We start from the raw sequence: 23424 nt of genomic DNA on the forward strand, positions 1-23424 counted from the left end.
AACGGTATGATTACGTTTATATAACACGTTGTGGTTAATTTCGCAACCGACAAACATAAAATTAACGAGAAACATATTAAACTTGAATTATGAAAAAAATTACTATTTTTCTTTTAGCTTTATTTACTTCTTTATTTGGGTTCTCTCAAACTGACCTAATATCTAATGGGAATTTTCATACTTGTAACGAAAGTTGGGCAATAACTGGAGATTTCACTTATGCCTGTGGAGATGATTTTTACATACATTATAATTTTTCTTATGGTTACGGATACAATCTACAAATAGATGATGCATCTGGAACTTTGGGCCAAAGTTTTCAATATCCTTCAAATGTTGATTCCGCCGAATTAAAATTTTATCATAAAATTACGACAGAGGAAATCGACAATTCTACTGCTTTTGACAAACTTACTATTGTTTTAGTTTCCGACTCTGAAACTTACGAAGTCGACGAATTATCAAATATGGATAATTCTACAAGCTATATAGAAAAAACATATAACATACCAACTGACTTATTTAATAATGAGACTGTTACTTTAGCTTTTATTGTTGATAATGATGGACTTAAACCAACAAGATTTAGAGTAGATGATGTAAGTTTATTAGTAACAACAGGTAATTCTGGAAATGACTTTAACATTGCAGTAGAAAATGTTGAAGTGTCTGATACAAATCCTGATATTGGACAAACAATTAATCTTTCTTGCGACCAAGTTATTGAAGGAGATTGCGGATGTTCGGGAAATCTTGACCCTAGACCCGACGTTGCCTTTGGTTGGTCTACAAGTTCTACTTATAATCCTAGCAATTTTAATTTAATTGATACACAAAATTCAACAATTGGCAGTACAGATTCTGGCGACCCAGAAGATGTAGATTGGACTGTACCAAATAGTTTAGAAGGGCAAACGATATACATTTATTTTATTCCAGATTATAATGACGAACACAATGAATCTACAGAGGGAGAATACTCTACTGTTACTATCAATGTGAATGGTTCAAACCAAAATACAGATGGAACTATTACTTCTAATTTATTGCCCTCAAACGCAGTTGCCAATGGTGCGCAATGGAAAACCACATCTACCACAGAATGGTTAAATAGTGGAGAAACATTGACTCTGCCCTTTGGTACATATTCTTTAGAATTTAAAGAAATAAGTGGATGGATTGAACCATCAAACCAAACAATTACAATTTCAGATTCTTCACCAAATTATTCGAATAGTTTCACATATAATGAGGTTAATAATAATACTGGAACTATAACAGGAACACTGATAAATCCTGAAATTAATGATAATTTTCAAATAGTAAATGGTTCATTAAATGGATTTATAATAAAATTATTTGAAAATGGAAATAGTACCCCAATTCAACAAACAAATGCTAACAATACATTTACTTTCAATGATTTAGAAGATGGGTTTTATCACATCGTAGCTCAAAACATTTCAAACGGAAATGTAATATATGAAACTCAAAAAAGTGTTACTATAACCAATTCAAACAATATTAATATATCATTAAAATCTAGCAAAGGATTAATAAGTCAGATTAGCGATTTTAATGACCAATTAAGTAACCTATCTTGTTATTGGAGTTTTACAGATGAAAATTATTTTGTAAACACTGGTAATACTAACAATTCTTATGATGTAAATGTTTCGGCCAGCTATATAATTAATAACGCTTTCATAACTGATAATGATAATGAAGTTTTAGATAAACTCTCAAGGTTTGCCATTCTTTCTAAAGCCACATTAGAGTATTATAATTTAGGATGTGAATTAACAAGTAATTTATTAGAATCTTTTAAAGATGGTACATCAGCTAGTTTTGATTTACTAGAGGGTATTTTTTGTACACCAGATGGTTTAACTACCACTATTGGTCAATATGCTTTTAATGCAATTAAAAACTCTACAATCTATGTAATTGAAAATTTTGCTGATGCAAATCAGTTAAATATTACTTCAGCATTAAATGGACTTTTTGATACCATTGAGCTTTATTTGTTAGGTTCTTATCCAAGCATTTCAACTTATGCTCAAATTATAAGTGTAAATGGATTGGATGAAACACTTGTTAATAAATTTTTGGTAAATGGATATATTAATAAAACTGCTTTACAGTTTAACACTTCTATTAATAGAATATTTAATAATAATCTAAATTCAAATATTTCAACTTTAAGTAATGACACAAAAAATGCTCTATTTTTAATTGAAACTGGAACTGTAGATGTAACTATTGCTACAGCATCAGCATATAGAAACTCACCTGCTTGGGTAGATTTTACAAATTTACTTAATGATACTTTTGGTGGTTGTGACCCTCTGTCTGCGACTTGGAATATCGGTAGTAATTTAGTGGAATTAGCAAGTATATCTAACTCGCTTTTTCACTTAAATTATGGTAGACAAGAATTATACAACAATGTTAATATCAATTTATCTAATGTAACGTTTCAGAGAAATACAACATTTAATAATAATTGTACCCAAGACTACATTACTGATTTAAATGAACAATACAACAATAAAATTAATGAATATAATTCTAAACTTACTTTAATTGTTAATAGTATCGATAATTATAATTCGCAATATGCAACAGATATTCTCACTATACACAACGAATTAAATTTCATTGAAGAAATTTTAAGAGCAATGTATATGAAAATACAAATAAACTCAAGTTTAGATTCAGACACATATAGTAACTTATATTATAATTCTAGTTATGAAGTTCCAATGAATAGGTTTGCAATGACATTGATGCTTGCAAAACTTTTAGAAACATCTGATGATGTTTTTAAAAATGAGATACTCAATAATTCAACTCAAGTATTAAATTCCAATACAAATGGCTATAACAATTGGTTAAATTTATATAATTCGTTAAGTACATACTGTACACCTGTCGACTTAATTGTTACGAAAAAAGATGTTCCTCGCCGAATTGGAACAGACTCAAATAGCACTTTATCGTTAGATATTACAAATGTCGGTTCTTTACCAGCAACAAATGTTGACATTCAAATTATTACTAATGGTTCAATAGTTTTTAGTCAAAACAATTATAATTTTCAATCTATTAATCCAACATCAACAATTAGTGTCGACATACCAGTTAATTCTGGTAGCATTATCAATATATCTGATTATGAAATCATTGTTTCGAGTAGTGAATTAGACACATCTTTTGTAACAGGAGGAAAAATAGCGACAGTTGACTCATCAACACTCTCAACCCAACTTTTTGATTTAAATAATCTATTTAAAATATATCCTAACCCTACTAATGAAATTTTAAACATTCAGAATAACAATAATATAAGAGTTGATGAAGTTAAAATTTTCAACACACTTGGAAGTTTGGTATTTAAATCTGACAAATACGAAAATAAAATTAATGTTAATAATTTGCCAACAGGAATTTATCTGATAAAGTTGTATCACGAAAACGAAACTTATACATATAAATTTATAAAAGATTAACTAAGTGATTTGAAAATAAAAAACTAACCACAACACCGTATATAATTTATTGCTAATTCTAGCCTACTTACGAAAATCCTTGCAGATTTTCTATTCGGTTTATATTTGCTAAATTAGTTACTAAACCACGCAACAAACCATATACAAACACGTTATGCTTTATTAGAGAAAGACTATGAAAATTAAGAACTTTACCGATTTGATTAAGGAACTTGAGCCTTTAAAAAAGAATAATGATTTAATTTTCAGAGGTCAATCGAATGTCGATTGGGAAATAATACCAAAATCAGGTAGAAACGGTTTTTCAGAAAAATATACTAAAACATTACCTGAAAGACAGATTTTTAATTCTTGGAAAAGATATGCTAAATCTCATCTTTCAAAACATCCAGAAACAGAATGGGACTGGTTGGCTATTGCTCAACATCACGGTTTAGCAACAAGACTTTTAGATTGGAGTAAAAACCCTTTAGTAGCCGCTTTTTTTGCCTGTATTGAGAATAACGACAGTGATGGTGTAATATATTATTATAAGCTAACTGACGTTCTAGAGTTTGACGAGCGAACTACAAGTCCTTTTGATTTTAAAGGTTTTAATATTTTTTTTCCTAGTGGTTTAGTTTCAAGAATAATAAATCAACGAGGTCTATTTACAATTACTGACAAACCTACTGTTGGATTAGAGAAACAATTAAAAGGAGAATTAAAAAAAATCATTATTTCAAAAGAAGCAAAGGAAAATATTATTATGTCACTTGATTTTTATGGAATAAATAAATTGAGTTTATACAACGACATAGACAGTTTATCAGAATATTTGAATGACTATGTTGCGAACAACCATAGTAATAATCTGAACCAATTGATTACGGAAGAATAAAAACAAAGCATAACAACGTATAAAATTAATTGCTTGCTTCTAGCCTACTTTAGAAAGTCCTCGCAGACTTTCTATCTGTGATTTATTTGCTAAATTTAGTGCTTAAACACGCCACTGCTCATATACATAAACGTTAGCAAATATTATGAAAAATCTCACATTTACTTTAATCATTACTTTCATTTTGACTTCTTGCTCATCTACACAAAAAATATCCGAAAAGCGATGCAAATCAACATCAAAAAATGATTATGAATATATCCTAGAAGATAAATTCGAATCAATTGTTAATGATAACAAAATATTATTGAATGAGATAAAATATAAATGTGTGTATTCCTCATTTTATACTCAAAAAGGAATGTATGACAAATTCGGAAAATGGAATAAGTTAATTTATCCTAAAGGCAGTCATCATCCTATATTAGTGTGGAATAACGTAAAACTTTTTCCAAATGACACAACTGAATTTATTGTAGCTGCTAATGGACTTGAAAGTACCAAAACTACTTATGCTTCTATTTTAGTTTTTGACAAAAAAAATAATGACCTCCTAACTGAACATTCTGGATATAAGCAAAAACTTATAGCGTATTTTTCAAAAATGATTAAATCAAATAATTCAAAGAAAAGAGATTTTTATGAAAAATATTGGAAAACTGTTAATCCAGAACATTGGGAATATCTTAAACAGTTTAAAAAAAACCAATAACATTTGCTAAATTAGGAGCTTGAAGCACGCAACAAACCATATACAAAACCATTGCGCTTCATTACTAGAAACCAATAACCAATGATAAAATTCTTCAGAAAAATTAGACAAAATTTACTTTCAGAAGGAAAAACCGGAAAGTATTTTAAATATGCCATTGGAGAAATTGTACTTGTCGTCATTGGAATTTTAATTGCGTTAAATATTAATAATTGGAATGAAAAACAAAAAGAAGAAAAGAGTGAAATATTAATACTTAAAACGCTACAAAAAGACTTTACAGAGAACAAAAAAATATATTCAGACATCGTCGATAAACAGACCTTTGTTATTGATAATTGTAAATCACTTATTGAATGTTTTGAAAGAAAAGATTTACAATACAAGAGAGATTCTATTGGTAAATTTATCTACTATGGAGCTTTTAATTATTATAGAGCCGAACCTATCTTAGGTACTTATGAAGCTATGATTGGAAGTGGAAATTTAAATGTATTGAAAAGCGAAACTCTTAAATCAAAATTAGCGTTATTTTCATCTGAAATAAATCAAGGATTTGAAGATGAAACATTATCAATGAATTTACTAAATACATTACATAATGAATTTAAATCCATTGGAACATTATTTTTAGATCATAGAACTCGACAATTTATTGGCTTAAGCAAGGCTAAAGAAGATGGTGAGTTGCAGAATAAAATAATTTCAAATTTATATCAAAATCCAAATATTTTACACCCACTCGCTATGAAAACAGGTGTTGAAACTAATAGATTAAACTTGTATGTTAAAATGTTAGATTACTCAAATGAGATATTAAATTTGGTTGAATCTGAACTGAAAGAAAAAAAATAACGAAATCGAAGATTCGACGAAGTCAAAGCACAACAATGTCTATAGGCTGTGATGTAAAACTACATTCTCGAAAAAAAGAAAATGAACCAATCTGAACTCATAATTTTAAATTTAAAAGAAATAAGGAGAAGAAGTATAAAACTTTGGAATGGCCTACCTGAGAAATATTATAATTGGAAACCTGACGCAAAAGCAATGAGTGCATCAGAAATGATAAGACACGTTTTGGAGGCTGATTATGGTTGGAATATTATTATTAATCAAGACGATATAACAAATTATAAAACACCCTGGAACAACCGACCATTCATAAACCTAAAAGATGAACTTGAATTTGCTAAGCCTTTTAGAAAAACATTTTTAGAAAGCATTCAACAATTTTCGGATAAGGAATTAAACGAAACAGAAATCGTTCACCCTGGAAATGGAGACAAGAAAATCCTTGTAAAATATTTATTACGAATTGGATATCACGAAGCTGTTCACGCAGGACAATTCCTGTCGTATTTAAGAGCAATGAATATTGATAGACCAAACATATGGGATTAAAAAAACACTACAGTCAACAATGTATAACCGTAATTACGGCAGATTTGGCTACATCCAAATCTACTCGAAATAACTAAAGGCAGTGCTTAACCGAAAAATAACACCTATAACAAATTGCTAGTGTTCTTTAAATTCTCAATTCACAACAAGAACTCAAAAACCTGTTATTGTTTTTTAAATAAATTTATTGACTTACATCAAATAATTTGATTTGAGACCACATTAGTTTTGCCTTTGAAATAATAAAAATTAATAATGGTACTTACAGAATTAGAGACATTACAAATATTTGGTCACGACAGTAAAGAACGAATCGAAAAAGCTTTAAAACATCTTCAAAATGGAAATGGAATAATATTAATGGATGATGAAGACAGGGAAAATGAAGGAGATTTAATTTTCTCTGCGCATAACATGACAAATAACCACATGGCATTGATGATTAGAAAATGCAGTGGTATTGTTTGTCTTTGTTTAACAAATGAAAAAGCAGACGCATTACACTTACCCTATATGGTGAAAGAAAACACCAGTAGTTTTCAAACCCCTTTTACAATTTCTATAGAAGCAAAAGAAGGTGTAACGACAGGAGTTTCGGCTAAAGACAGATTAAAAACAATTCAAGTGGCTTGCCGTAAAAATGCCAAAAGCAGCGATTTAGCAAAACCAGGTCATATCTTTCCGCTAAGAGCCAAAAATAATGGTGTACTTGAAAGAAAAGGGCATACAGAAGGAAGCGTAGATCTAATGAAATTGGCCGGCTTAAAACCCGAAGCTGTACTTTGCGAATTAATGAATGACGATGGCACCATGGCAAAAAAAGATACAATTATAGAATTTGCAGAGACACATAATTTAATGGTCCTATCAATACAAGATATTATTCATTATCGTAAATTTGTTAGAGATTTTAACTAAATGACAGACTATATTGAACTCACTAACTTCATAAAAAAGAATATTACTATTGAAGATGAAGATTTAAAAATTGTATTATCTTATTTTAAAACAATAAAAAAAAGTAAAAACGACATTTTACTTTCAAATGGAAAAAATAGTCAGGTTAGTTATTTTGTAAAAAAAGGGTGTCTAAGACTGTTTTATATAGATGAAGAAGGAAAAGACGTTACACGTTATATTGCCTTTGAAAATCAATTTGCGACAGAACTGGTTAGTTTTATTACTAATGAACCTGCACAAGAAACAATTCAAGTCATTGAAAACAGTGAGCTCTTATACATCACGCACGATGACTTTAGACATCTTATGAAAATCGTCCCTATATGGAAAGATTTTTACAGCATCTATTTAGAAAAAGCCTATGTAAATAATTCTAAAAGATTACTATCATTTACTACGCTAGATGCATCAGAACGCTACAAACAATTATTCAAAATAAATCCCAATATTGTGAGACGCCTCCCCAACAAAATAGTAGCGTCTTATATTAATATATCACAAGAAACTTTGAGTAGAATAAAATCTAAAATCTGATCATAAAATATAAAAATTGCAACATATGAAATACACTGTATTACTCGTATTATTCTTATTACAATTTACGGGTTACTCACAATCGCTTGATGAAAATTCGAGTTCTGAAAAAGCTAATGATAAGTTGTTATTAACAATCTTTCTTAAGCACGATCAAACTATGAACTTAAATGAGATTGAAGAGATAAGAACCCAACAAGGCTTTTACGAAAATCTTCCGCCAGAAGGTGTTGCTGTAGTTAACTGGTTTGTAGTTATGGGACTTGGTCAAGTAGTTATTTTGGAACTTCCTGCTTCAAAATTATCTGCTGTAAATTTGGCTATTGAGAGAACCGCATGGAAGGCTTTTACAACAGAAATTTTTCCAACCTACAACCTGTATCCTATCATAGAACATAAGCTAAAAAACAAGTCAAAAGTAGAGCTTAATGAAAAACTCAGTACTAAAAAAGCAAATGATAAGCTCTTAGTAACAGTCTTTCTTAAACACAATCAAACTATGACCTTAAATGAGATTGAAACAATAAGAACCAATCAAGGCTTTTATGAAAATTTACCGCCTGAAGAGGTTTCTGTCGTTAACTGGTTTGTGGTTATGGGCCTTGGTCAAATGGTTGTGCTTGAACTCCCTGCTTCAAAATTACCTGCTGTAAATTTAGCCATTGAAAAAACGGCATGGAAGGCTTTTACAACAGAAATTTATCCAACTTACAATCTATATCCTATCATAGAACATAAGCTAAAAAATAAATCAAAAGTAAATTACTAACATTTTCATGCTTAACAACAAGCAAACAAACGTCATATAAGTGTTGGAGTACACGGTATAAAACAAAAGTAATTATGTCAATTTACGCAATTGGCGATATACATGGTAGTATACACGCATTAAAGACTATTTTTCAATTTGGCTTAATAAAGACAAATGATAAAGTCCTTTTTCTTGGAGATTAGTTTGCACAATAGAACAGTAAAAACTCAACCTTTAATTGTAGCTATATCCTAGAGCAAAATATACGCTAAAAACAGACATCAAGCCTTCGCTTTATAAAACAAATAGATCCAAATAGACCTTGACAATTTAAAATTTAGAGTACTCAACAAAAATGCCATTGCCACTATAATGAAGAAAACGCGTAAAGGCGAAAAATCAATAAGACTCCAAAACACCACAAGACAAGTAATCATTTCTGCTACAGCAAGCGCATAACTCACAAACATAGCCCCAAAGAAAAAACCCGTTTCTCGTTCAAATTTATAATCACAAACAAGGCATCTATCGTTCATTTTAGGAATTTTCAATAAGAAGATATTTCCACTGTCTTTAAAAATCTTGCCGTCTTTACAATTCGGACATTTACAATTCAAAGCATCTATAACTTTACTCATCACATCGTGTTTATTCATCAGCAAAATTAAAATCATTAATCGTTTTTACACATATAGTATATACACCATTTTTTGTACTTTTAGGACATTTATCATGAAAATACCAGTCCTCAATATAAGTCAGTTTAAAGAATCGGCAGCACTCAATGACGTGTACATCAATTCGTTTTCAAATCATATACAGCTCAATAAGCATTTAATAAACAAACCACACAGTCATAATTTTTACCTATGTGTGCTCTTTACTGAAGGTACAGGAACCCACGAAATTGATTTTAATTCTTATCGTATAACACCTGGAAAAGTGTTCTTTTTAAAACCTGGACAAACACATTTCTGGAAATTTGAAACCCCTCCAGAAGGGATCATTTTTTTTCATTCCCAAGAATTTTACGAACTAAAGTTTTTAGAACACAAGCTTCATACATTTCCTTTTTTTTATTCGTATCAAAATCCACCTGTACTAGAATTAACACCTAAAAAACGGGAACAATTACAGCTTAATTTTCAAGAAGCTTATACCGAATATCAACAAACCAACCTATTAAGAGAATTGAAAATTGTAAATTTAATAAGTCATATTTATATCGAATTAACAAGAGCATATACAGGTAACACCAATTTAGAAAAACTCAATTCACCACACTATACCAACATTCTCGAAAAGCTAGAAACCCTAATTAACACCCATTTTTACAATGAAAAACTACCTAAGTTTTATGCAGACAAACTAAACATTACCACTAAACACCTTAATAGAGTCGTAAATAAAACTATCCATAAAACCACAAGCCAATTAATTTCTGAAAGAATTATTCTAGAAGCAAAACGATTGATTGTACATTCTAAAGACAATTTGGCCAATATAGCCTATACCCTCCAATTTTCTGACTATGCTTATTTCTCAAAGTTTTTTAAATCTAAAACAGGTATGACCCCCTTAGATTTTCGGAAAAAATATTTTTAAGGACATCCTAACGACTAAAGTATAATGAGCGACATCATGTGAAATTAAAGGCTAATACTTTAATTTTCAACAGCATATTCTATCTGTGATTTATTTGCTAACTTTAGTGCTTAAATACGCAACGAAATCATACACAAAACCGTTGGCATTCATTGAGCAGAACCGTTAAAAATCACAATTATGAGTAATTTAAAAAACATTAAATCCGAAATTGAAAAATATGCGAATGACTCAAATTTGACTGAATTGCAAATAATTGATAAACTAAAAAAACACTACTTTGACAAAAAAGTAAACGAGAATTTAAAGCTCTATAAAAAAGGAAAGAAAAAAGTGAGCGAAATAACAAAAGACTTGAAAATCTCGCCGCGAAAATTTTATGCGATTTTAGAGCAAAAGAAAATAGAACATAAGAAATATAAAAAAGAGTAATTTAAACAGACAAAATATGACATCATTAATGATTGGACCTTTCCAAATAATTTTAGTTTTAATAGTTCCTGTTGGAATTTTTCTTTTAGGTTTCTTCATTGGAAAAAAATCTGGATATATAAAAAGAGTAAAGGAAACTGAAAACCTGAACAAACAAATAAATTAAATCGGAATTTTAGTAAGTTTGAAGAATAAATCGCTAACAGAATTTAATTACATTATGAATAAAAAAACGAAATCAATAATAATAGGCGGATTAGTTAGCGGAATTGTTTACGCTGGACTTATGGCTGGTTTTGATTATTACGACGGAAATGAATTTAAAATTTGGAGATTTTTATGGAATTTCTTCTTTTTTGGAGGTGTTATGAGTCTTTTAACAGGTTATAATGTTAGGAAACAGTCTGAAAATAAGGGTGAATAATTTGATATAAAAAAAACAACGAAATGCCAACTCCGTATATAATTTATTGCTAGTTCTCGCCTACTTACGAAATTGCTAACGCCAGTTCGCTTTGCTCGTGTCTATTCGGTTTTTATTTGCTAAATTCAGTGCCTAAACCACGCAACGCATCATATACAAAATCGTTGTGCCCAATTAAAAATTCCGTATCATTACATAAATAAGGCTAAATGATTGTATCTTTGATAGTATCAAATGATAGTATCGTAAATGAAACCACCTTACGAAATAACATCTTCTATTTTAAAATTAATAACTTCTATTTCTGAGAAAATAGGAGAAGTAAATGCTAATTTATTAAACAGACCTTCACCGAAATTGAGAAAACAGAATAGAATCAAAACTATTCATTCTTCTTTAAAAATAGAAGGAAATACACTTACAGAAGAACAAATAACAGCACTTCTTGAAAACAAAAGAGTTATTGGTCCTAAAAAAGATGTTCTTGAAGTTTTAAATGCTATTAAAATCTATGAAAATTTAGAAGATTACAAGCCTTCTAATGAAAAATCCTTTTTAAAAGCACATCAAAACTTAATGGAAGGTCTAATTGAAAATTCTGGAAAATATAGAAATCAAAGTGTCGGAATTGTAAAAGGTTCTAAAGTTGAGCATTTAGCACCACCTTTTGAAAATGTGCCATACTTAATGAAAGACCTCTTTGAATATTTGAAAAAGTCTGATGAAATTGAGTTAATTAAAAGTTGTGTTTTTCATTACGAAATGGAATTCATACATCCATTTTTGGATGGCAATGGCAGAATGGGACGATTATGGCAAACTTTAATTTTAATGGAAAAACATCCAATCTTTGAGTTTTTGCCCTTTGAAACTTTAATTAGCAACGACCAAAAAAAATATTATAAAGCCTTGGCTGAGAGTGATAAATCTGGAAATTCAACTAAATTTATTGAATATATGCTAAACGTAATTGACATTTCAATAAGTGAATTATTAGATTTTAATAATCGAACGCTAAATGAAAAAGACAGATTAGAATATTATGTTTCCTTAAATAAAACTGAATTTACAAGAAAAGATTATATGGATATTTTTAAAGATATTTCTTCTGCGACAGCAAGTAGAGATTTAAAAAAAGGAACTGAACTAGGTTTATTTGAAAAAATAGGAGAAAAAAATAAAACAATCTATAGATTAAAATAACTAGGCACAACAACGTATAAAATTAATTGCTGGTTATAGCCTACTCACGACATTGCTAACGCCAGTTCGCTTTACTCGTGTCTATTCTGGTTTTTATTTGCTAAATTACGTGCTAAACCACGCAACTAATCTTATACGAGACCGATACCACACATATGAGAAAAATCCTGTTTATTACATTAATTCTGTTTACAAATCTAATTTATAGCCAAACAAAAGGGACTGTACTTGACAGTATATCGCAAGAACCAATTCCATACGTGAATATTTGGTTTGAAAACGAAAACATTGGAACAACTTCAAACGAAATTGGTCAATTCGAGATTAACGAATCTTTGAAAGACAAAATACTGATTTTTTCTGCCATAGGTTTTAAAACAAAAAAAATCAATTCCAAAACGATTGGAATGAAAATTCAATTAAGTCCTGAAATTACGGAATTGGAAGAGGTTTTAATTTCAAATAATTCAAAAAGCAAGGAGCTAAAAGTTGGAGAGTTTGAGGAAGATGACATTAATTTAAATATGGCTTGCTGGTCAAAGCCTTGGATACTTGCTAGGTTTTTTCCTTACGAAAAAGAATATGATGAAACTCGTTTTATAAAATCAATAAAAATTAGAACTACGAGTGATATTAAAAATGCCAAGTTCAATATTAGATTATATCAAAAAAATGAAGATGGAGAACCTGGAGCTTTTCTATATGACAAAAATATCATTGGAATTGCAAAAAAAGGAAAAAAACTTACGGAAATTGACCTATCTGAATATGATATTTACTTCCCTAAAGACGGACTTTTTATCGCGATAGAGTGGTTAATCATTGAAGAAAACAAATATGAATTTAAAGCAAAGTGGGTTGATACAAAAAAAAAGGAAAAGAAAATTTCCTATGAACCTGCTTATGGAGTTTTACCAGATGAAACAGGAGAAAATAGTATGATTTACATCTCTGGAAAATGGCAAAAAATTTGGAAAAGTAGAAGTCCTGAAAGTTATAAAGACAAATATGGATTATTGGCAATGGAATTAACTCTAACAGATTAAATATAAATTTGTAAACCATAAGTCTAAACGAATCAATAAAAAATGAAAATAAAAACCACAATTAGTCTTATTTTATTATTCTTGCTCGTTTTCATAACATATGGACAAACAGAAAGAGACCATATAATTAATGATTCGATTTATCCAATTATTCACAATTCTGAAAATTATCATGAAGTGAAAAATAGAATTTTGAATTTAGAAAAATCTTATGGCTATGAACCAGAGTTAAAATATTCCTTGATTAATTACAGCTTCCGAAATAATGACATACAATTCTTTAAAAAAGAAGTAAAGATTTTAGTAGAAAAATATGGATTGCAACTAATCTATTTGAATGGCAAAGAGTTTTATTACGATGCAATAACAAAAGGGGAATTGGCTGAATGGTTTATGGACATGTACTTAACAAGCCATTTTGTTTGGATGAAAAACAATTTTGATAAGCAAATTCCTCTAAAAAAACTGAATGAAATAAAAACAAAAGACCAGCTTATTAATCAATATACAAGTCAAATTTGGAACGAATTAGAACTTGATTCAACACAAAAATCAATACAAAATAAATTAATTTCCGATTTCTATTATACAAATATTTCAGAATTATATGAAATAGCTAATAGTAACAATAAATATCCTAGCGCTAAAAGTTTTGCCATAATTCAAAACAATTTTTATGTAGCAGAAATTCATAATTTACAAGCAAAATCAAATATTGAAAGATTTTGGACATTATTTTATCCTTATTTCAAAAAAGCATATTTAAATAATGAAATCACTTATTCGATTTTTAAAACTTATGACCAAATGAGTTTTGTGCATTTTGGTAATCAACATTTTGGACTTTTGGAAATTGACAAAATTCCTGAAATCTATAAAAAAGAAAATTTCATAGAAGTGCCAATTGTTGATTTGGATTTTTACAAGAAAATAAAAAAGGAATTTAACTGGAATTAAAATACGTGTGGTAACACCGTATAAAATTAATTGCTGGTTATAGCATACTTACGACATTGCTAACGCCAGTTCGCTTTGCTCGTGTCTATTCTGGTTTTTATTTGCTAAATTAGGTGCTTAAAACACCTAACTACTCATATCATAGCTGAGACCGTTGGTATTAATTTTTACGAAACTCAAAAGTAGATGAAATATATATTTAAAATTTCAATATTTTTCGCACTAATCTATATGATAATTGGGTGTCAAAATCATAAGAGTATTGAAAATAGATTTTCCTCATTAAATGATACGATAATTCTAAAAACAAAGAAAGTAAAAGGAAATGGTTTATTTCAATTCGGAGTTAGTAGCATAGAGTTTCAAGACACTTCGAAAAGATTTACAAACTCAGTCAAATATCCAAAAAACATTAATGACTTAAAACGCTTTCAACTGAAAACAGATTTCGGTGAAACAAAAAATTATAATGTGGAAATACTGAAAGGTATTAAAAATGGTAAACAAATTTTTATTGTCGATGAAAATAATAACAAAGATTTTACCGACGACTCTATTAGAGAATACAAACCAATAAATTGGAGTAAATCTGCAAACTTAATTAGATGCAAATATTTAATTTCCAATGACACAGAAGTAGTATTAGATTCTTCTTGGTTGAACATCGGAGACTCGAACGGTAATTTCTCACTTGGAAAAAGGGAATATTTAATAAGCAAATTTGAAATTGACAACAAGAAATATGAAATTGGAATTATTGAACCTCGGAATCCATTGAGTTTCACCTATGGTTTTAGATCCCAAATTTCGATACTATCAGATTCAGGAATAAAAAAAGATTCAATATCTGAAAGTGATTTAATAGCATTCGGAGAAGCTTTAAATTTAAATGGTAAATATTATCGTTTTGAAAAAATTTCCAACAATGGAGATATAATAACATTAGTTAAGGATAAAAGCTTTGAATCCAAAATAGGAACTCAAAAAGGTATGATTGCCCCTAGCTTTAAGGTTATTACTATGTCTGGAGATACTTTAACGAATTCATACTTACAAAATAAACTCACAGTCATTGCTAATTCTTGCGGTTGCGGAGGCGACAAAGAATCAACTGAAGCATTTTATGAAATGGAAAGAACATTTGGAAATCAAATAAATATTCTTCACGTTGATTCAGATATAAAAATTTTGGATATTGGAATACATATAGAATCTCAAGAAGAGTTCAATAAAGACTTTTACAATAATTACAGAAAAGAATATTGTTCTAGACTTTGCTATGTTATTGGAAAAGACAATAGAATTCTTGAGAAATTCAATATTAACGAATGGAAAAATATTTTACCGAAAACAATAAAAAACTAATACCAACAACGTATAAAATTAATGGCTGGTTATAGACTACTCACGACATTGCTAACGCCAATTCGCTACGCTCGTGTCCTTTCGGTTTTTATTTGCTTAACTTAGTTGCAAAACCACACAACCAAATACCCAAAACCGTGGAACTCAAACTCAATAATTAATGAAAAAAAGATATTGGCTAATTGGAATTTTTATTGGTCTTTTTATTCTGCTTTATTGTCTAAAGTTATATACAACTAAAGATAGCGTTAAATGTCCTGAGTTTAACAAATCTTATTCTGAATGGTTTCCCTATAATGAAGGAGATATTTTAACTTTTAAACATTCTGATTCTATTCAAGAATATATCGTGAGCACATATAATGTTCGCAATACTAAAAGCTACAACCGAAATATGAAATGTGGATGTTGTGAAGATGGAATTGTGATTTACCTTACCCAAAAAAGAGACACAATTAAAATTGATTTCAATAATTTTATAAATCCTAATAGTTGTATGGGAAGTACAAGATTTATAAGTAGAAATGGAAAAGACATAAATGTAAAAGCTACACAAAATCAAAAAGAACTTGACTTAAACCAAATATCCTCAGACAGTCTAATAATAGAAAAAAGCATAGGAATAAAACAACTTTTTTGGAGAGGAAAATTATGGAAATTTGAAAGTATCAAAAAATCAAAAACTGACATCAAAATAATTTCCAATAACGGATGTTAAAAAACAATGTCCATCACCACATATTATTTATGACTTGATTCTCGCCTACTAACAATACAAACGTAGCGAACTGGCCCTAAAAAACCATCACAATGCACTCTATTCGACTTATATTCACTAAATTAGACACTCAAGCGCAGCGAACAAGTGAAGCAAACCATATACAAAACTATTGTACTTCATTGCCAGAAACCACTAAAAAATGATCAAATTCTTTAGATTATCTAAACATAATTTTGTGAAACAAAATCGAATGTCTTGTGGACATTTGGTTGAGATAGGCGCTTGCGGACTTAATACAAAAAAAAACATCAATTCATGATAAAGTTTTTTAGAAAGATTAGATACAACCTTATAGAAAAAAATAAAACTGGAAAGTATTTAAAGTATGCTATTGGAGAAATTGTTTTGGTCGTTATAGGAATTTTAATTGCGCTGAGTTTAAATAATTGGAATGAATCAAGGAAAAATAAGATCATTAAACAGCAGTTAATTGAAGACTTAATTGTAGAATTACAATCATCAAAGGTTATACTAAATGATGCTATTGCCCTTGGTGATTCTCTAATTGCAGACGGTCAATTGTATTTAAAACATATTGGATCTAAAGAATTGACAATTCAAATAGATTCACTTAAAACACTTGGAAATTTTATAACATATGGTATTCCTTATGACCTCAATTTACCAATTTATGAAGATTCAAAATCGTCAGGTAGGCTTAGTATGATTAATAATAAGAAAGTACTCATACTTTACGCTGAGATAATGTCTGCCGACATTGGTGGATCCATTCACCGTAAAATTAGTAATGATATGTATTATAATGGTTCTGACTGGGAACTAAGAAAAGAAATAGGATTAAGCGAAATTTTATCTACGCCTAATAAAATGCTACCTGAAAGATTTAGATTAACTGAAAAAGAATTTTTGGAAATCCTTGCACGTCCTTCTACGTTTGCCACGTTAAATAATTCTTTACAAATGAAAGTTGTAAGGATTAATTATATGAATAGAATAAGCAATGGAATGACAGAAGTTATAGGATTGCTTGAAGAAGAAAAAAAATAACCTTAAACGAAAGCAAAACAATGTGTGTTGTATTGCCAGCTTCTAGCCTACTTACAAAAATTGCTAACGCCAGTTCGCTTCGCTCGTGTCTATTCGGTTTTTATTTACTAAATTAGATGCTTATCTACGTTACACCCAAGCACAAGGAACAGGCAAAGCAAATCATATATAAAACTGTGGTGTATAATTATGAAACAAACTATGAGAATAACAATTTTAGCTCTGATATTGATTTCAAATATTGGATTTTCACAAAATAACCTAACCGAATTAAAATTTGATACAAAATATTTTAATGCAGTTGATAAATGGGTCGCTTTTCCAAAAAAAGATACTGATTCTACTTATGCTTACGGATATATTTATTTGGACAACCAAGCAGGTTTTACCTTCAATTACGAAACTAAATTTCAAATAAAAGAGCAAGAATTAATCAACTTCAAACGAGATTCAACAATAGGGTTTATGAAATATAGACTTGAACCAAATACAAATTTGGTTTCTGTTTTAACCGAAAATCAAATTTCTGCTCTGAATTTACCTAAAGAACCTGAATGGTTATCTAGTTATAAAAAACGTTCCGACCAAGTAGATTATTTAAAACAAAAAGGCTACCACTATAACCACGTTGGCGCTTGTGAATTAGCTCTAAAACCGTTGTTAAAAGCTTACGAAATTGACCCTCATTTTGATGGCCTTGAATTTGAATTGGCCTATGCGTATAATCATTTAGGAAAGTTTGAAAATGCAATTCCCATATTAGAAAAAGCAATTCAAAATAATCCAAAGAATTTTTATTTCTACAAAGAACTGGGATATGCGTATTTAGGTTCAAATAAAATTGACGAAGCAGAGATAACATATCGCAAAGGAATTAAAATGTCAGATAATGATTTTGAAAAAAGTGAAATGTCAGTAAATATGGCTCAAGCTTATTTTAAATTAAAAAACAAAGAAATGTTTGATGAATGGGCTAATATGACAAGAAAGTATTCTACAGGAGACAAAAGATACTTACAATACATAGACCATTTTGAACAAAATTGGGATAAAAAATAACAATACACAACAATGGCTATACGTAATTGCTAGTTCTAGCCTACTCATTAAAATTGCGAACGCCAATTCGCTACGCTCGTATCTATTCGGTTTTTATTTACTAAATTAGGTGCTTAAACACACCACGCCCAAGTGCAACGAACAAACACAGTAAACCATACACAAAACCATTAGTATTAATTTAAAACAAAAGAATGAAAACCATTTTAACTACAATTTTAATTATTTTTTCCATGTCCATTTGTTCAGCACAAAAGGTAAAGTTTAAGAAGAAAAAAGTCATACTTGATGACAAAGAAATATTAAGTTACAAACAAATACCGTTCTACAGCCAACGCTATTTTTATAAACTAGACACTAGCGAAGAATTGATTTATATCTCACTTGAAAGGAATGGAACAAATAATTATGATGGTGACGATTATATCAAAATATACTTTTCAGAAAAAGACATCCTCATTGAAACAAAATCTCTATTCTATGGAACGAATACGAAACCCGTAATTAAGAAGTTAGTTTTAGAAGGAGTAATTGAGACTGATGGAAATATCAACTATGAAAAAGTCGCTAAATTTAAAAAAAGATACAACGATATAATCAACAAATAAACTAATACAACAATAGTTATAAGTAAAGGCTTGTTCTCGCCTACCTTGGTGTACACTTGCTATATTAAACGCTAAACCACACCACACCCAAACGCAGCGAACAGGCAAAGCAAATCATACACAAAACCGCTAGCTATAATTTGAAAAAAACAAACTATAAAACAATATTTCTAGCTTATATTCCAATCGGGATTTTACTTGTTTTGATTCTAAAATCGGAATTAAGTACCGGATTTAGAGGATTTAATGACTTTGTAAAGTATACCATCTTTTTGGTTAGTGGTATCATAGTGTTTATTTACACTTTAATAAAACAAGGGATAAAAATTAAGAAGAAAGTAGACGTTAGAGAAGCCAAAATCATTATAATATTACTTTTAATTTCTACTTTTTTAGCCATTGGCTCATTATATATTCCAGATTATTTATTTTACTAAAAACTAAAAACACCCGTTATTACTTCCTGTAATTTCAGAATAGCATTTAAACAACTAAGCTTTAAAACCACATTAATAAACATTTAAAATGAACGATTTAATCATCTTAGATATATTTTGGGACCGACAACTGGTAAAAGATAAATCAGGCAAAGCGTTTGAAATTTTTAGAGGGAAAGATTACGATCACGACTGGGTACATTTAGGCCATGGATATTCAAAAAATAAAGATTGGATTTATTTTTATAACAACACCTGTTTTGAGCAACACTTGAAAAAAATTGATATTGCTAGTTTTAGTGTAATTGAAGCAAATGAAGCCGAAAACACCATTTATTTTAAAGATAAAAATGCGGTATATCTACAAAGTTATATGTGTGGTTTTACAATCTTACCAGAAGCAAGTCCAAACAACTTTCGCATTATAGATATGGATAACGGCTACTCAACTTCGGGGGAGTTGAGTTATTGGTATGACTCTAAACTACCCTATTCCCTTTCTAAAATGACACCAGTTAATCAATGTTACCAAAGAGTAGAAAATGCCATATATTATGCTCATACCGTAAAAATGACTTGTGACGTGAATACTTTTGAACAAGTTCACCCAAAAGTGGATACACTTTTTAAAGATAAAGACCATCTCTATTTTAAAAGTGAAATAGTAGAAGGAGCAAATCCTGCAACTTTTCAGTTTTTAGAAGAATGTATAGGAGAAGATGCCCCGTATTATTTAGAATGTGATATTCATTTTTATGCTAAGGATAACAAACAAGCCTACTTTGTAAACGAATCTTTTGGAATTAAGATCATAAAGACTAAAGATTTGGAAAATTTTAGGTTTGAAGTAATCGATGACATTGGATATGGAAGAGACTCTAAATATAGATATGAAAAAGGGAAAAGAAAAAAAATAAATTGAATAAAAACAAACTACTGCTAACGCCATATATAATTTATGGTCAGTCTAGCCTACTTACAACACAAACGCAGCAAACTAGCCTTAGCAAAATCCTTATAGATGCTCAATTTAGCTCTCTTTTATAAATTAGGGCATTAAAAATAATATTCATAACACTACGTAAAGTCACGTATAGAAATATCTAAAATATGTTATAACTTTAGAACCTCACAGTCACGTGTTAAAACATATCTTATCCGGAAAAAACAAAAAGGATATAGCACATGATTGAGTTGATATAACAAGTTGCCATTAATACGAAAGAATGAAACCAAACATATTTATAAGTTCCACTATTAATGATTTATCTCACTTAAGAGATTCGATTAGAGACTTAATAGCTGAATTAGGATATAACCCAATAATGAGCGAATATGGTGATATTGGATATTTACCATCTGAATCAGCAGAAGATTCTTGCTACATAGCAATGAAGGAATGCCAAATGTCAATAATGATTATAGGCAAAAGATATGGTTCTATTTCTGAAAATGGATTAAGTGTAACTCATAATGAATTTAGGACAGCAAGAGAACGAAAAATACCTGTGATTTTTTTGGTTAATGAAGAAGTTATGTCTTTTAAAAGAGTGTTTGAAGCAAACAATAAAGTAAAAGAGATGAATTTTCCAGGTATGGAAAATCCAAGTCAACTTTTTGAATTGATAAGAGAATTTTCGGAGTCGAAGTACAATAATGGATTAATCTCTTACACGAACGTACAATCAGCTAAAAGCAATTTAAAAAAACAATTAGCACATATCGTTGGAGATTTATTAAAGAAAAAATTTGACCCTGTCCAAAATGAAATAAAAGATATTCTTTCCGAAATCACAACGTTAAGACATATGCTATTGAAAAACGAACAAGAAATTGCTGAACAATTTTCTGTAGCTTTTAGATTTATGCTTAACGAGGAAAATGATTATTTAAGAGACATATCAGAAACAATCTCTGGTTCCCTTGAAAAAGCAGTGCCTGAATTATTAAAACATAATTCACTAAAATCATATTTGGAATCTAATGGAGTAGATATTACAGAAATGGAAACCAAACAAGCATCTGAAATTTTAAATATGGAAAAATCAGAAAAAGCTTTTCAAAATGGAGAATTAGCAAAAATTTGTTATTCTGGACTTCCATATGGAACAGTTAGAAATAGAGCAACAATTGGTGGTGAACCGAACTACGATGTTAAGCCTATTTCGGAAAAAGATGACAGAGTAATTTTTGGTTTTGGTAAAAAGAAATTAGTAGCAAATCATAACGCTATGGCTTTATTGAATGCTATGTATGAAAAATTAAAACTAACAGTTAACAAAAAGTACTAATGGCAACAATGGCTATAAGTAATTGCTTGTTCTCGCCTACTTCTGAAAATCCTCGCGGATTTTCAGCTTGGTGTGTACTTGCAAAGTTAAGTGCTAAACCACGCAACTACTCATAGCCGAGACCGTTGTGCCTAATTTCGGAATGCGAACAATCTAGAAAGATTTGAACTATACTTTAGACATATTTGATGAAGAAAAAATAACTTGCGAATATCGTGGGGAAACATATCATGTAAAGGATAATGGCTCTATTTATAGGTGCAGAAAACCTGAAAAAAGAAAAAGACCTTTAGATGAAAAATGGACTTTTGGAACCCCATGTAAACAGAAAGGTTATATGAACTTTTCATCAGAAACAGTTCATAGAATTGTAGCAACAGCTTTTCATGGTAAACAACCTTCTGAAAAACATATTGTCGACCATATAGATACTAACAAAAAAAATAATAGACCTGAAAACTTAAGATGGATAACTAGATTAGAAAATATCTTACTAAATCCAATAACTCTTTCAAGAATATTATTTAAGTATAAAAGTATAGATAATTTCCTTAAAAACCCATCTAATCCTATTGAAGGCGAACTTGAACAAAATTTTGATTGGATGCGAACTGTTACAAAAGAGGAATCCGATAATACAAGAAAAAATTTAATGAATTGGGCTAGAGAAGGTAAGATTCCAACTGGAGGACAATTAGGCGAATGGATATTTAATAAAGAAATAAATCAAACCGAATCTATTTCTCAACCGAATTATATAATATCTAAAACCCCAAATGCAGCACAACAAATTATTTTCCAAAATGATAAACCAAACGAATTTCCAAGCACACCAAAAATTATTGAAGCAAATCCTTTGTTAACATATTATGAGAATCTAAAAGAGGGAAAACCTTATTTTAGAAACCATAATGGAGAATATATAGTAGTTAAAAGTGATTTTTCTACAGATAGACAATCTATTTTCGTTTTGACAAGAGCTGATTATGTATACAGAGAGAATAAAGAAGGTGAACATAATCCAGTTCCCATTTCTAAACTTCAAGAAGAAATAATAATTAATGATTTACCTCATTCTCTTAATGAAGTAAAATATTTTGATAATTTATTTATACATTCAAGAGTAGAAACAGGTTTTCACCCAAGGGAGGAATTAGAACAAATATTTGATGATTATACAAAAAATAAAAACTAGGCACAACACCGTATATAATTTATTGCTGGCTTCTCGCTTACTTACGAAAGTCCTCACGGACTTTCTTTGTCCGTAATTATTTACTAAATTAGTTGCTTAAACCACGCAACAAACCATATACAAACACGTTGTGCGCAAGCTTGACCCGTCCTGAATAAAGGCTACATAATTTTAAACATTATGTACAAAAATGACAAAGTAATCAGACGGTATTCAGAACCATTTAAACTGAAAATTTTAGCCGAACTTACAATCGGAAA

The 23424-nt window shown here is 29.6% G+C and carries 26 protein-coding genes; 25 read left to right on the forward strand and 1 reads right to left on the reverse strand.

The features are described 5' to 3' along the window. The first annotated feature begins 89 nt into the window (after nt 1–89). The 9 genes from VDP25_RS03205 to VDP25_RS17775 all read left to right on the forward strand — a co-directional run bounded on the left by VDP25_RS03205 (nt 90) and on the right by VDP25_RS17775 (nt 8956). Nucleotides 90–3512 (forward strand): T9SS type A sorting domain-containing protein, encoded by a 3423-nt coding sequence (locus VDP25_RS03205; RefSeq protein ID WP_334466795.1) that lies wholly within the window; start codon nt 90–92, stop codon nt 3510–3512. A gap of 175 nt (nt 3513–3687) precedes the next feature. Further along, nucleotides 3688–4392 (forward strand): FRG domain-containing protein, encoded by a 705-nt coding sequence (locus VDP25_RS03210; RefSeq protein WP_334466797.1) that lies wholly within the window; start codon nt 3688–3690, stop codon nt 4390–4392. A 145-nt stretch (nt 4393–4537) separates the two neighbouring features. Continuing rightward, nucleotides 4538–5104 carry a hypothetical protein gene (locus tag VDP25_RS03215; protein WP_334466799.1) on the forward strand — a complete coding sequence of 189 codons (567 nt, stop codon included), beginning with the start codon at nt 4538–4540 and terminating at the stop codon, nt 5102–5104. Nucleotides 5105–5185: 81 nt separating this feature from the next. After that, nucleotides 5186–5959 carry a DUF6090 family protein gene (locus tag VDP25_RS03220; protein WP_334466802.1) on the forward strand — a complete coding sequence of 258 codons (774 nt, stop codon included), beginning with the start codon at nt 5186–5188 and terminating at the stop codon, nt 5957–5959. Between the two features lie 81 nt (nt 5960–6040). Beyond that, nucleotides 6041–6508: a DinB family protein gene (locus VDP25_RS03225; protein WP_334466804.1), complete on the forward strand. Its 468-nt coding sequence runs from the start codon at nt 6041–6043 to the stop codon at nt 6506–6508. A 255-nt stretch (nt 6509–6763) separates the two neighbouring features. Beyond that, a complete protein-coding gene (gene ribB, locus VDP25_RS03230) occupies nt 6764–7426 on the forward strand; it encodes a 3,4-dihydroxy-2-butanone-4-phosphate synthase (RefSeq protein ID WP_334466806.1) in 663 nt (220 codons plus the stop codon). Next, nucleotides 7427–8002 carry a Crp/Fnr family transcriptional regulator gene (locus VDP25_RS03235; protein ID WP_334466809.1) on the forward strand — a complete coding sequence of 192 codons (576 nt, stop codon included), beginning with the start codon at nt 7427–7429 and terminating at the stop codon, nt 8000–8002. A gap of 25 nt (nt 8003–8027) precedes the next feature. Next, entirely contained in the window at nt 8028–8771 is a 744-nt protein-coding gene (locus VDP25_RS03240; RefSeq protein WP_334466811.1) for a hypothetical protein, read from the forward strand. Nucleotides 8772–8845: 74 nt separating this feature from the next. After that, nucleotides 8846–8956 (forward strand): metallophosphoesterase, encoded by a 111-nt coding sequence (locus VDP25_RS17775; protein WP_418637627.1) that lies wholly within the window; start codon nt 8846–8848, stop codon nt 8954–8956. Nucleotides 8957–9034: 78 nt separating this feature from the next. Here the strand turns inward: VDP25_RS17775 and VDP25_RS03245 are convergent, their stop codons facing one another. Further along, nucleotides 9035–9391, reverse strand: a complete 357-nt coding sequence (locus VDP25_RS03245) for a DUF983 domain-containing protein (protein WP_334466814.1) — start codon at nt 9389–9391, stop codon at nt 9035–9037. A 94-nt stretch (nt 9392–9485) separates the two neighbouring features. On the opposite strand from VDP25_RS03245, the gene VDP25_RS03250 reads away from it, so the two are divergent. The 16 genes from VDP25_RS03250 (at nt 9486) to VDP25_RS03325 (ending at nt 23164) form a co-directional block, all read left to right on the forward strand. Next, complete coding sequence (locus tag VDP25_RS03250) at nt 9486–10358, forward strand: AraC family transcriptional regulator (RefSeq protein ID WP_334466817.1); 873 nt, start codon at nt 9486–9488, stop codon at nt 10356–10358. Nucleotides 10359–10538: 180 nt separating this feature from the next. Next, nucleotides 10539–10790 carry a hypothetical protein gene (locus VDP25_RS03255; protein ID WP_334466820.1) on the forward strand — a complete coding sequence of 84 codons (252 nt, stop codon included), beginning with the start codon at nt 10539–10541 and terminating at the stop codon, nt 10788–10790. Nucleotides 10791–10806: 16 nt separating this feature from the next. Then, nucleotides 10807–10956, forward strand: coding sequence for a hypothetical protein (locus VDP25_RS03260; RefSeq protein ID WP_334466822.1), 150 nt, complete (start codon nt 10807–10809; stop codon nt 10954–10956). A 54-nt stretch (nt 10957–11010) separates the two neighbouring features. Continuing rightward, nucleotides 11011–11214: a hypothetical protein gene (locus tag VDP25_RS03265; protein ID WP_334466825.1), complete on the forward strand. Its 204-nt coding sequence runs from the start codon at nt 11011–11013 to the stop codon at nt 11212–11214. A gap of 249 nt (nt 11215–11463) precedes the next feature. Further along, nucleotides 11464–12417 carry a Fic family protein gene (locus tag VDP25_RS03270; RefSeq protein ID WP_334466830.1) on the forward strand — a complete coding sequence of 318 codons (954 nt, stop codon included), beginning with the start codon at nt 11464–11466 and terminating at the stop codon, nt 12415–12417. A gap of 155 nt (nt 12418–12572) precedes the next feature. Beyond that, entirely contained in the window at nt 12573–13463 is an 891-nt protein-coding gene (locus VDP25_RS03275) for a carboxypeptidase-like regulatory domain-containing protein (RefSeq protein ID WP_334466833.1), read from the forward strand. A 42-nt stretch (nt 13464–13505) separates the two neighbouring features. Then, the gene (locus VDP25_RS03280) at nt 13506–14420 is read left to right on the forward strand and encodes a hypothetical protein (RefSeq protein WP_334466836.1); all 915 of its coding nucleotides are present in this window, start codon (nt 13506–13508) and stop codon (nt 14418–14420) included. A 186-nt stretch (nt 14421–14606) separates the two neighbouring features. Continuing rightward, nucleotides 14607–15785 (forward strand): hypothetical protein, encoded by a 1179-nt coding sequence (locus tag VDP25_RS03285; protein ID WP_334466839.1) that lies wholly within the window; start codon nt 14607–14609, stop codon nt 15783–15785. A 160-nt stretch (nt 15786–15945) separates the two neighbouring features. Next, nucleotides 15946–16503 (forward strand): hypothetical protein, encoded by a 558-nt coding sequence (locus VDP25_RS03290; RefSeq protein ID WP_334466842.1) that lies wholly within the window; start codon nt 15946–15948, stop codon nt 16501–16503. A 318-nt stretch (nt 16504–16821) separates the two neighbouring features. Further along, nucleotides 16822–17574, forward strand: coding sequence for a DUF6090 family protein (locus VDP25_RS03295; protein WP_334466844.1), 753 nt, complete (start codon nt 16822–16824; stop codon nt 17572–17574). 201 nt (nt 17575–17775) lie between these two features. Continuing rightward, entirely contained in the window at nt 17776–18633 is an 858-nt protein-coding gene (locus VDP25_RS03300) for a tetratricopeptide repeat protein (protein WP_334466845.1), read from the forward strand. A 194-nt stretch (nt 18634–18827) separates the two neighbouring features. Beyond that, nucleotides 18828–19241 carry a hypothetical protein gene (locus VDP25_RS03305; protein WP_334466848.1) on the forward strand — a complete coding sequence of 138 codons (414 nt, stop codon included), beginning with the start codon at nt 18828–18830 and terminating at the stop codon, nt 19239–19241. Between the two features lie 140 nt (nt 19242–19381). Then, nucleotides 19382–19678 (forward strand): hypothetical protein, encoded by a 297-nt coding sequence (locus tag VDP25_RS03310; RefSeq protein WP_334466851.1) that lies wholly within the window; start codon nt 19382–19384, stop codon nt 19676–19678. 88 nt (nt 19679–19766) lie between these two features. After that, nucleotides 19767–20600 (forward strand): DKNYY domain-containing protein, encoded by an 834-nt coding sequence (locus VDP25_RS03315; RefSeq protein ID WP_334466853.1) that lies wholly within the window; start codon nt 19767–19769, stop codon nt 20598–20600. A gap of 304 nt (nt 20601–20904) precedes the next feature. Continuing rightward, nucleotides 20905–21969 carry a DUF4062 domain-containing protein gene (locus tag VDP25_RS03320; protein WP_334466856.1) on the forward strand — a complete coding sequence of 355 codons (1065 nt, stop codon included), beginning with the start codon at nt 20905–20907 and terminating at the stop codon, nt 21967–21969. A gap of 163 nt (nt 21970–22132) precedes the next feature. Next, on the forward strand, nt 22133–23164 hold the full coding sequence (locus VDP25_RS03325; protein ID WP_334466858.1) for an HNH endonuclease signature motif containing protein: 1032 nt from the start codon (nt 22133–22135) through the stop codon (nt 23162–23164). Nucleotides 23165–23424: the final 260 nt, after the last annotated feature.

Origin of the sequence: Winogradskyella sp. ECml5-4 (genome assembly GCF_036903175.1) — a bacterium.
GTDB classification, from domain to species: Bacteria; Bacteroidota; Bacteroidia; order Flavobacteriales; family Flavobacteriaceae; genus Winogradskyella; species Winogradskyella damuponensis.

What these genes read in the sequence shown, in the direction of transcription:
- VDP25_RS03205 (WP_334466795.1), top strand. Translation starts at nt 90, where the DNA reads ATGAAAAAAATTACTATTTTTCTTTTAGCTTTATTTACTTCTTTATTT.
- VDP25_RS03210 (WP_334466797.1), top strand. Translation starts at nt 3,688, where the DNA reads ATGAAAATTAAGAACTTTACCGATTTGATTAAGGAACTTGAGCCTTTA.
- VDP25_RS03215 (WP_334466799.1), top strand. Translation starts at nt 4,538, where the DNA reads ATGAAAAATCTCACATTTACTTTAATCATTACTTTCATTTTGACTTCT.
- VDP25_RS03220 (WP_334466802.1), top strand. Translation starts at nt 5,186, where the DNA reads ATGATAAAATTCTTCAGAAAAATTAGACAAAATTTACTTTCAGAAGGA.
- VDP25_RS03225 (WP_334466804.1), top strand. Translation starts at nt 6,041, where the DNA reads ATGAACCAATCTGAACTCATAATTTTAAATTTAAAAGAAATAAGGAGA.
- ribB (WP_334466806.1), top strand. Translation starts at nt 6,764, where the DNA reads ATGGTACTTACAGAATTAGAGACATTACAAATATTTGGTCACGACAGT.
- VDP25_RS03235 (WP_334466809.1), top strand. Translation starts at nt 7,427, where the DNA reads ATGACAGACTATATTGAACTCACTAACTTCATAAAAAAGAATATTACT.
- VDP25_RS03240 (WP_334466811.1), top strand. Translation starts at nt 8,028, where the DNA reads ATGAAATACACTGTATTACTCGTATTATTCTTATTACAATTTACGGGT.
- VDP25_RS17775 (WP_418637627.1), top strand. Translation starts at nt 8,846, where the DNA reads ATGTCAATTTACGCAATTGGCGATATACATGGTAGTATACACGCATTA.
- VDP25_RS03245 (WP_334466814.1), bottom strand. Translation starts at nt 9,391, where the DNA reads ATGAGTAAAGTTATAGATGCTTTGAATTGTAAATGTCCGAATTGTAAA.
- VDP25_RS03250 (WP_334466817.1), top strand. Translation starts at nt 9,486, where the DNA reads ATGAAAATACCAGTCCTCAATATAAGTCAGTTTAAAGAATCGGCAGCA.
- VDP25_RS03255 (WP_334466820.1), top strand. Translation starts at nt 10,539, where the DNA reads ATGAGTAATTTAAAAAACATTAAATCCGAAATTGAAAAATATGCGAAT.
- VDP25_RS03260 (WP_334466822.1), top strand. Translation starts at nt 10,807, where the DNA reads ATGACATCATTAATGATTGGACCTTTCCAAATAATTTTAGTTTTAATA.
- VDP25_RS03265 (WP_334466825.1), top strand. Translation starts at nt 11,011, where the DNA reads ATGAATAAAAAAACGAAATCAATAATAATAGGCGGATTAGTTAGCGGA.
- VDP25_RS03270 (WP_334466830.1), top strand. Translation starts at nt 11,464, where the DNA reads ATGAAACCACCTTACGAAATAACATCTTCTATTTTAAAATTAATAACT.
- VDP25_RS03275 (WP_334466833.1), top strand. Translation starts at nt 12,573, where the DNA reads ATGAGAAAAATCCTGTTTATTACATTAATTCTGTTTACAAATCTAATT.
- VDP25_RS03280 (WP_334466836.1), top strand. Translation starts at nt 13,506, where the DNA reads ATGAAAATAAAAACCACAATTAGTCTTATTTTATTATTCTTGCTCGTT.
- VDP25_RS03285 (WP_334466839.1), top strand. Translation starts at nt 14,607, where the DNA reads ATGAAATATATATTTAAAATTTCAATATTTTTCGCACTAATCTATATG.
- VDP25_RS03290 (WP_334466842.1), top strand. Translation starts at nt 15,946, where the DNA reads ATGAAAAAAAGATATTGGCTAATTGGAATTTTTATTGGTCTTTTTATT.
- VDP25_RS03295 (WP_334466844.1), top strand. Translation starts at nt 16,822, where the DNA reads ATGATAAAGTTTTTTAGAAAGATTAGATACAACCTTATAGAAAAAAAT.
- VDP25_RS03300 (WP_334466845.1), top strand. Translation starts at nt 17,776, where the DNA reads ATGAGAATAACAATTTTAGCTCTGATATTGATTTCAAATATTGGATTT.
- VDP25_RS03305 (WP_334466848.1), top strand. Translation starts at nt 18,828, where the DNA reads ATGAAAACCATTTTAACTACAATTTTAATTATTTTTTCCATGTCCATT.
- VDP25_RS03315 (WP_334466853.1), top strand. Translation starts at nt 19,767, where the DNA reads ATGAACGATTTAATCATCTTAGATATATTTTGGGACCGACAACTGGTA.
- VDP25_RS03320 (WP_334466856.1), top strand. Translation starts at nt 20,905, where the DNA reads ATGAAACCAAACATATTTATAAGTTCCACTATTAATGATTTATCTCAC.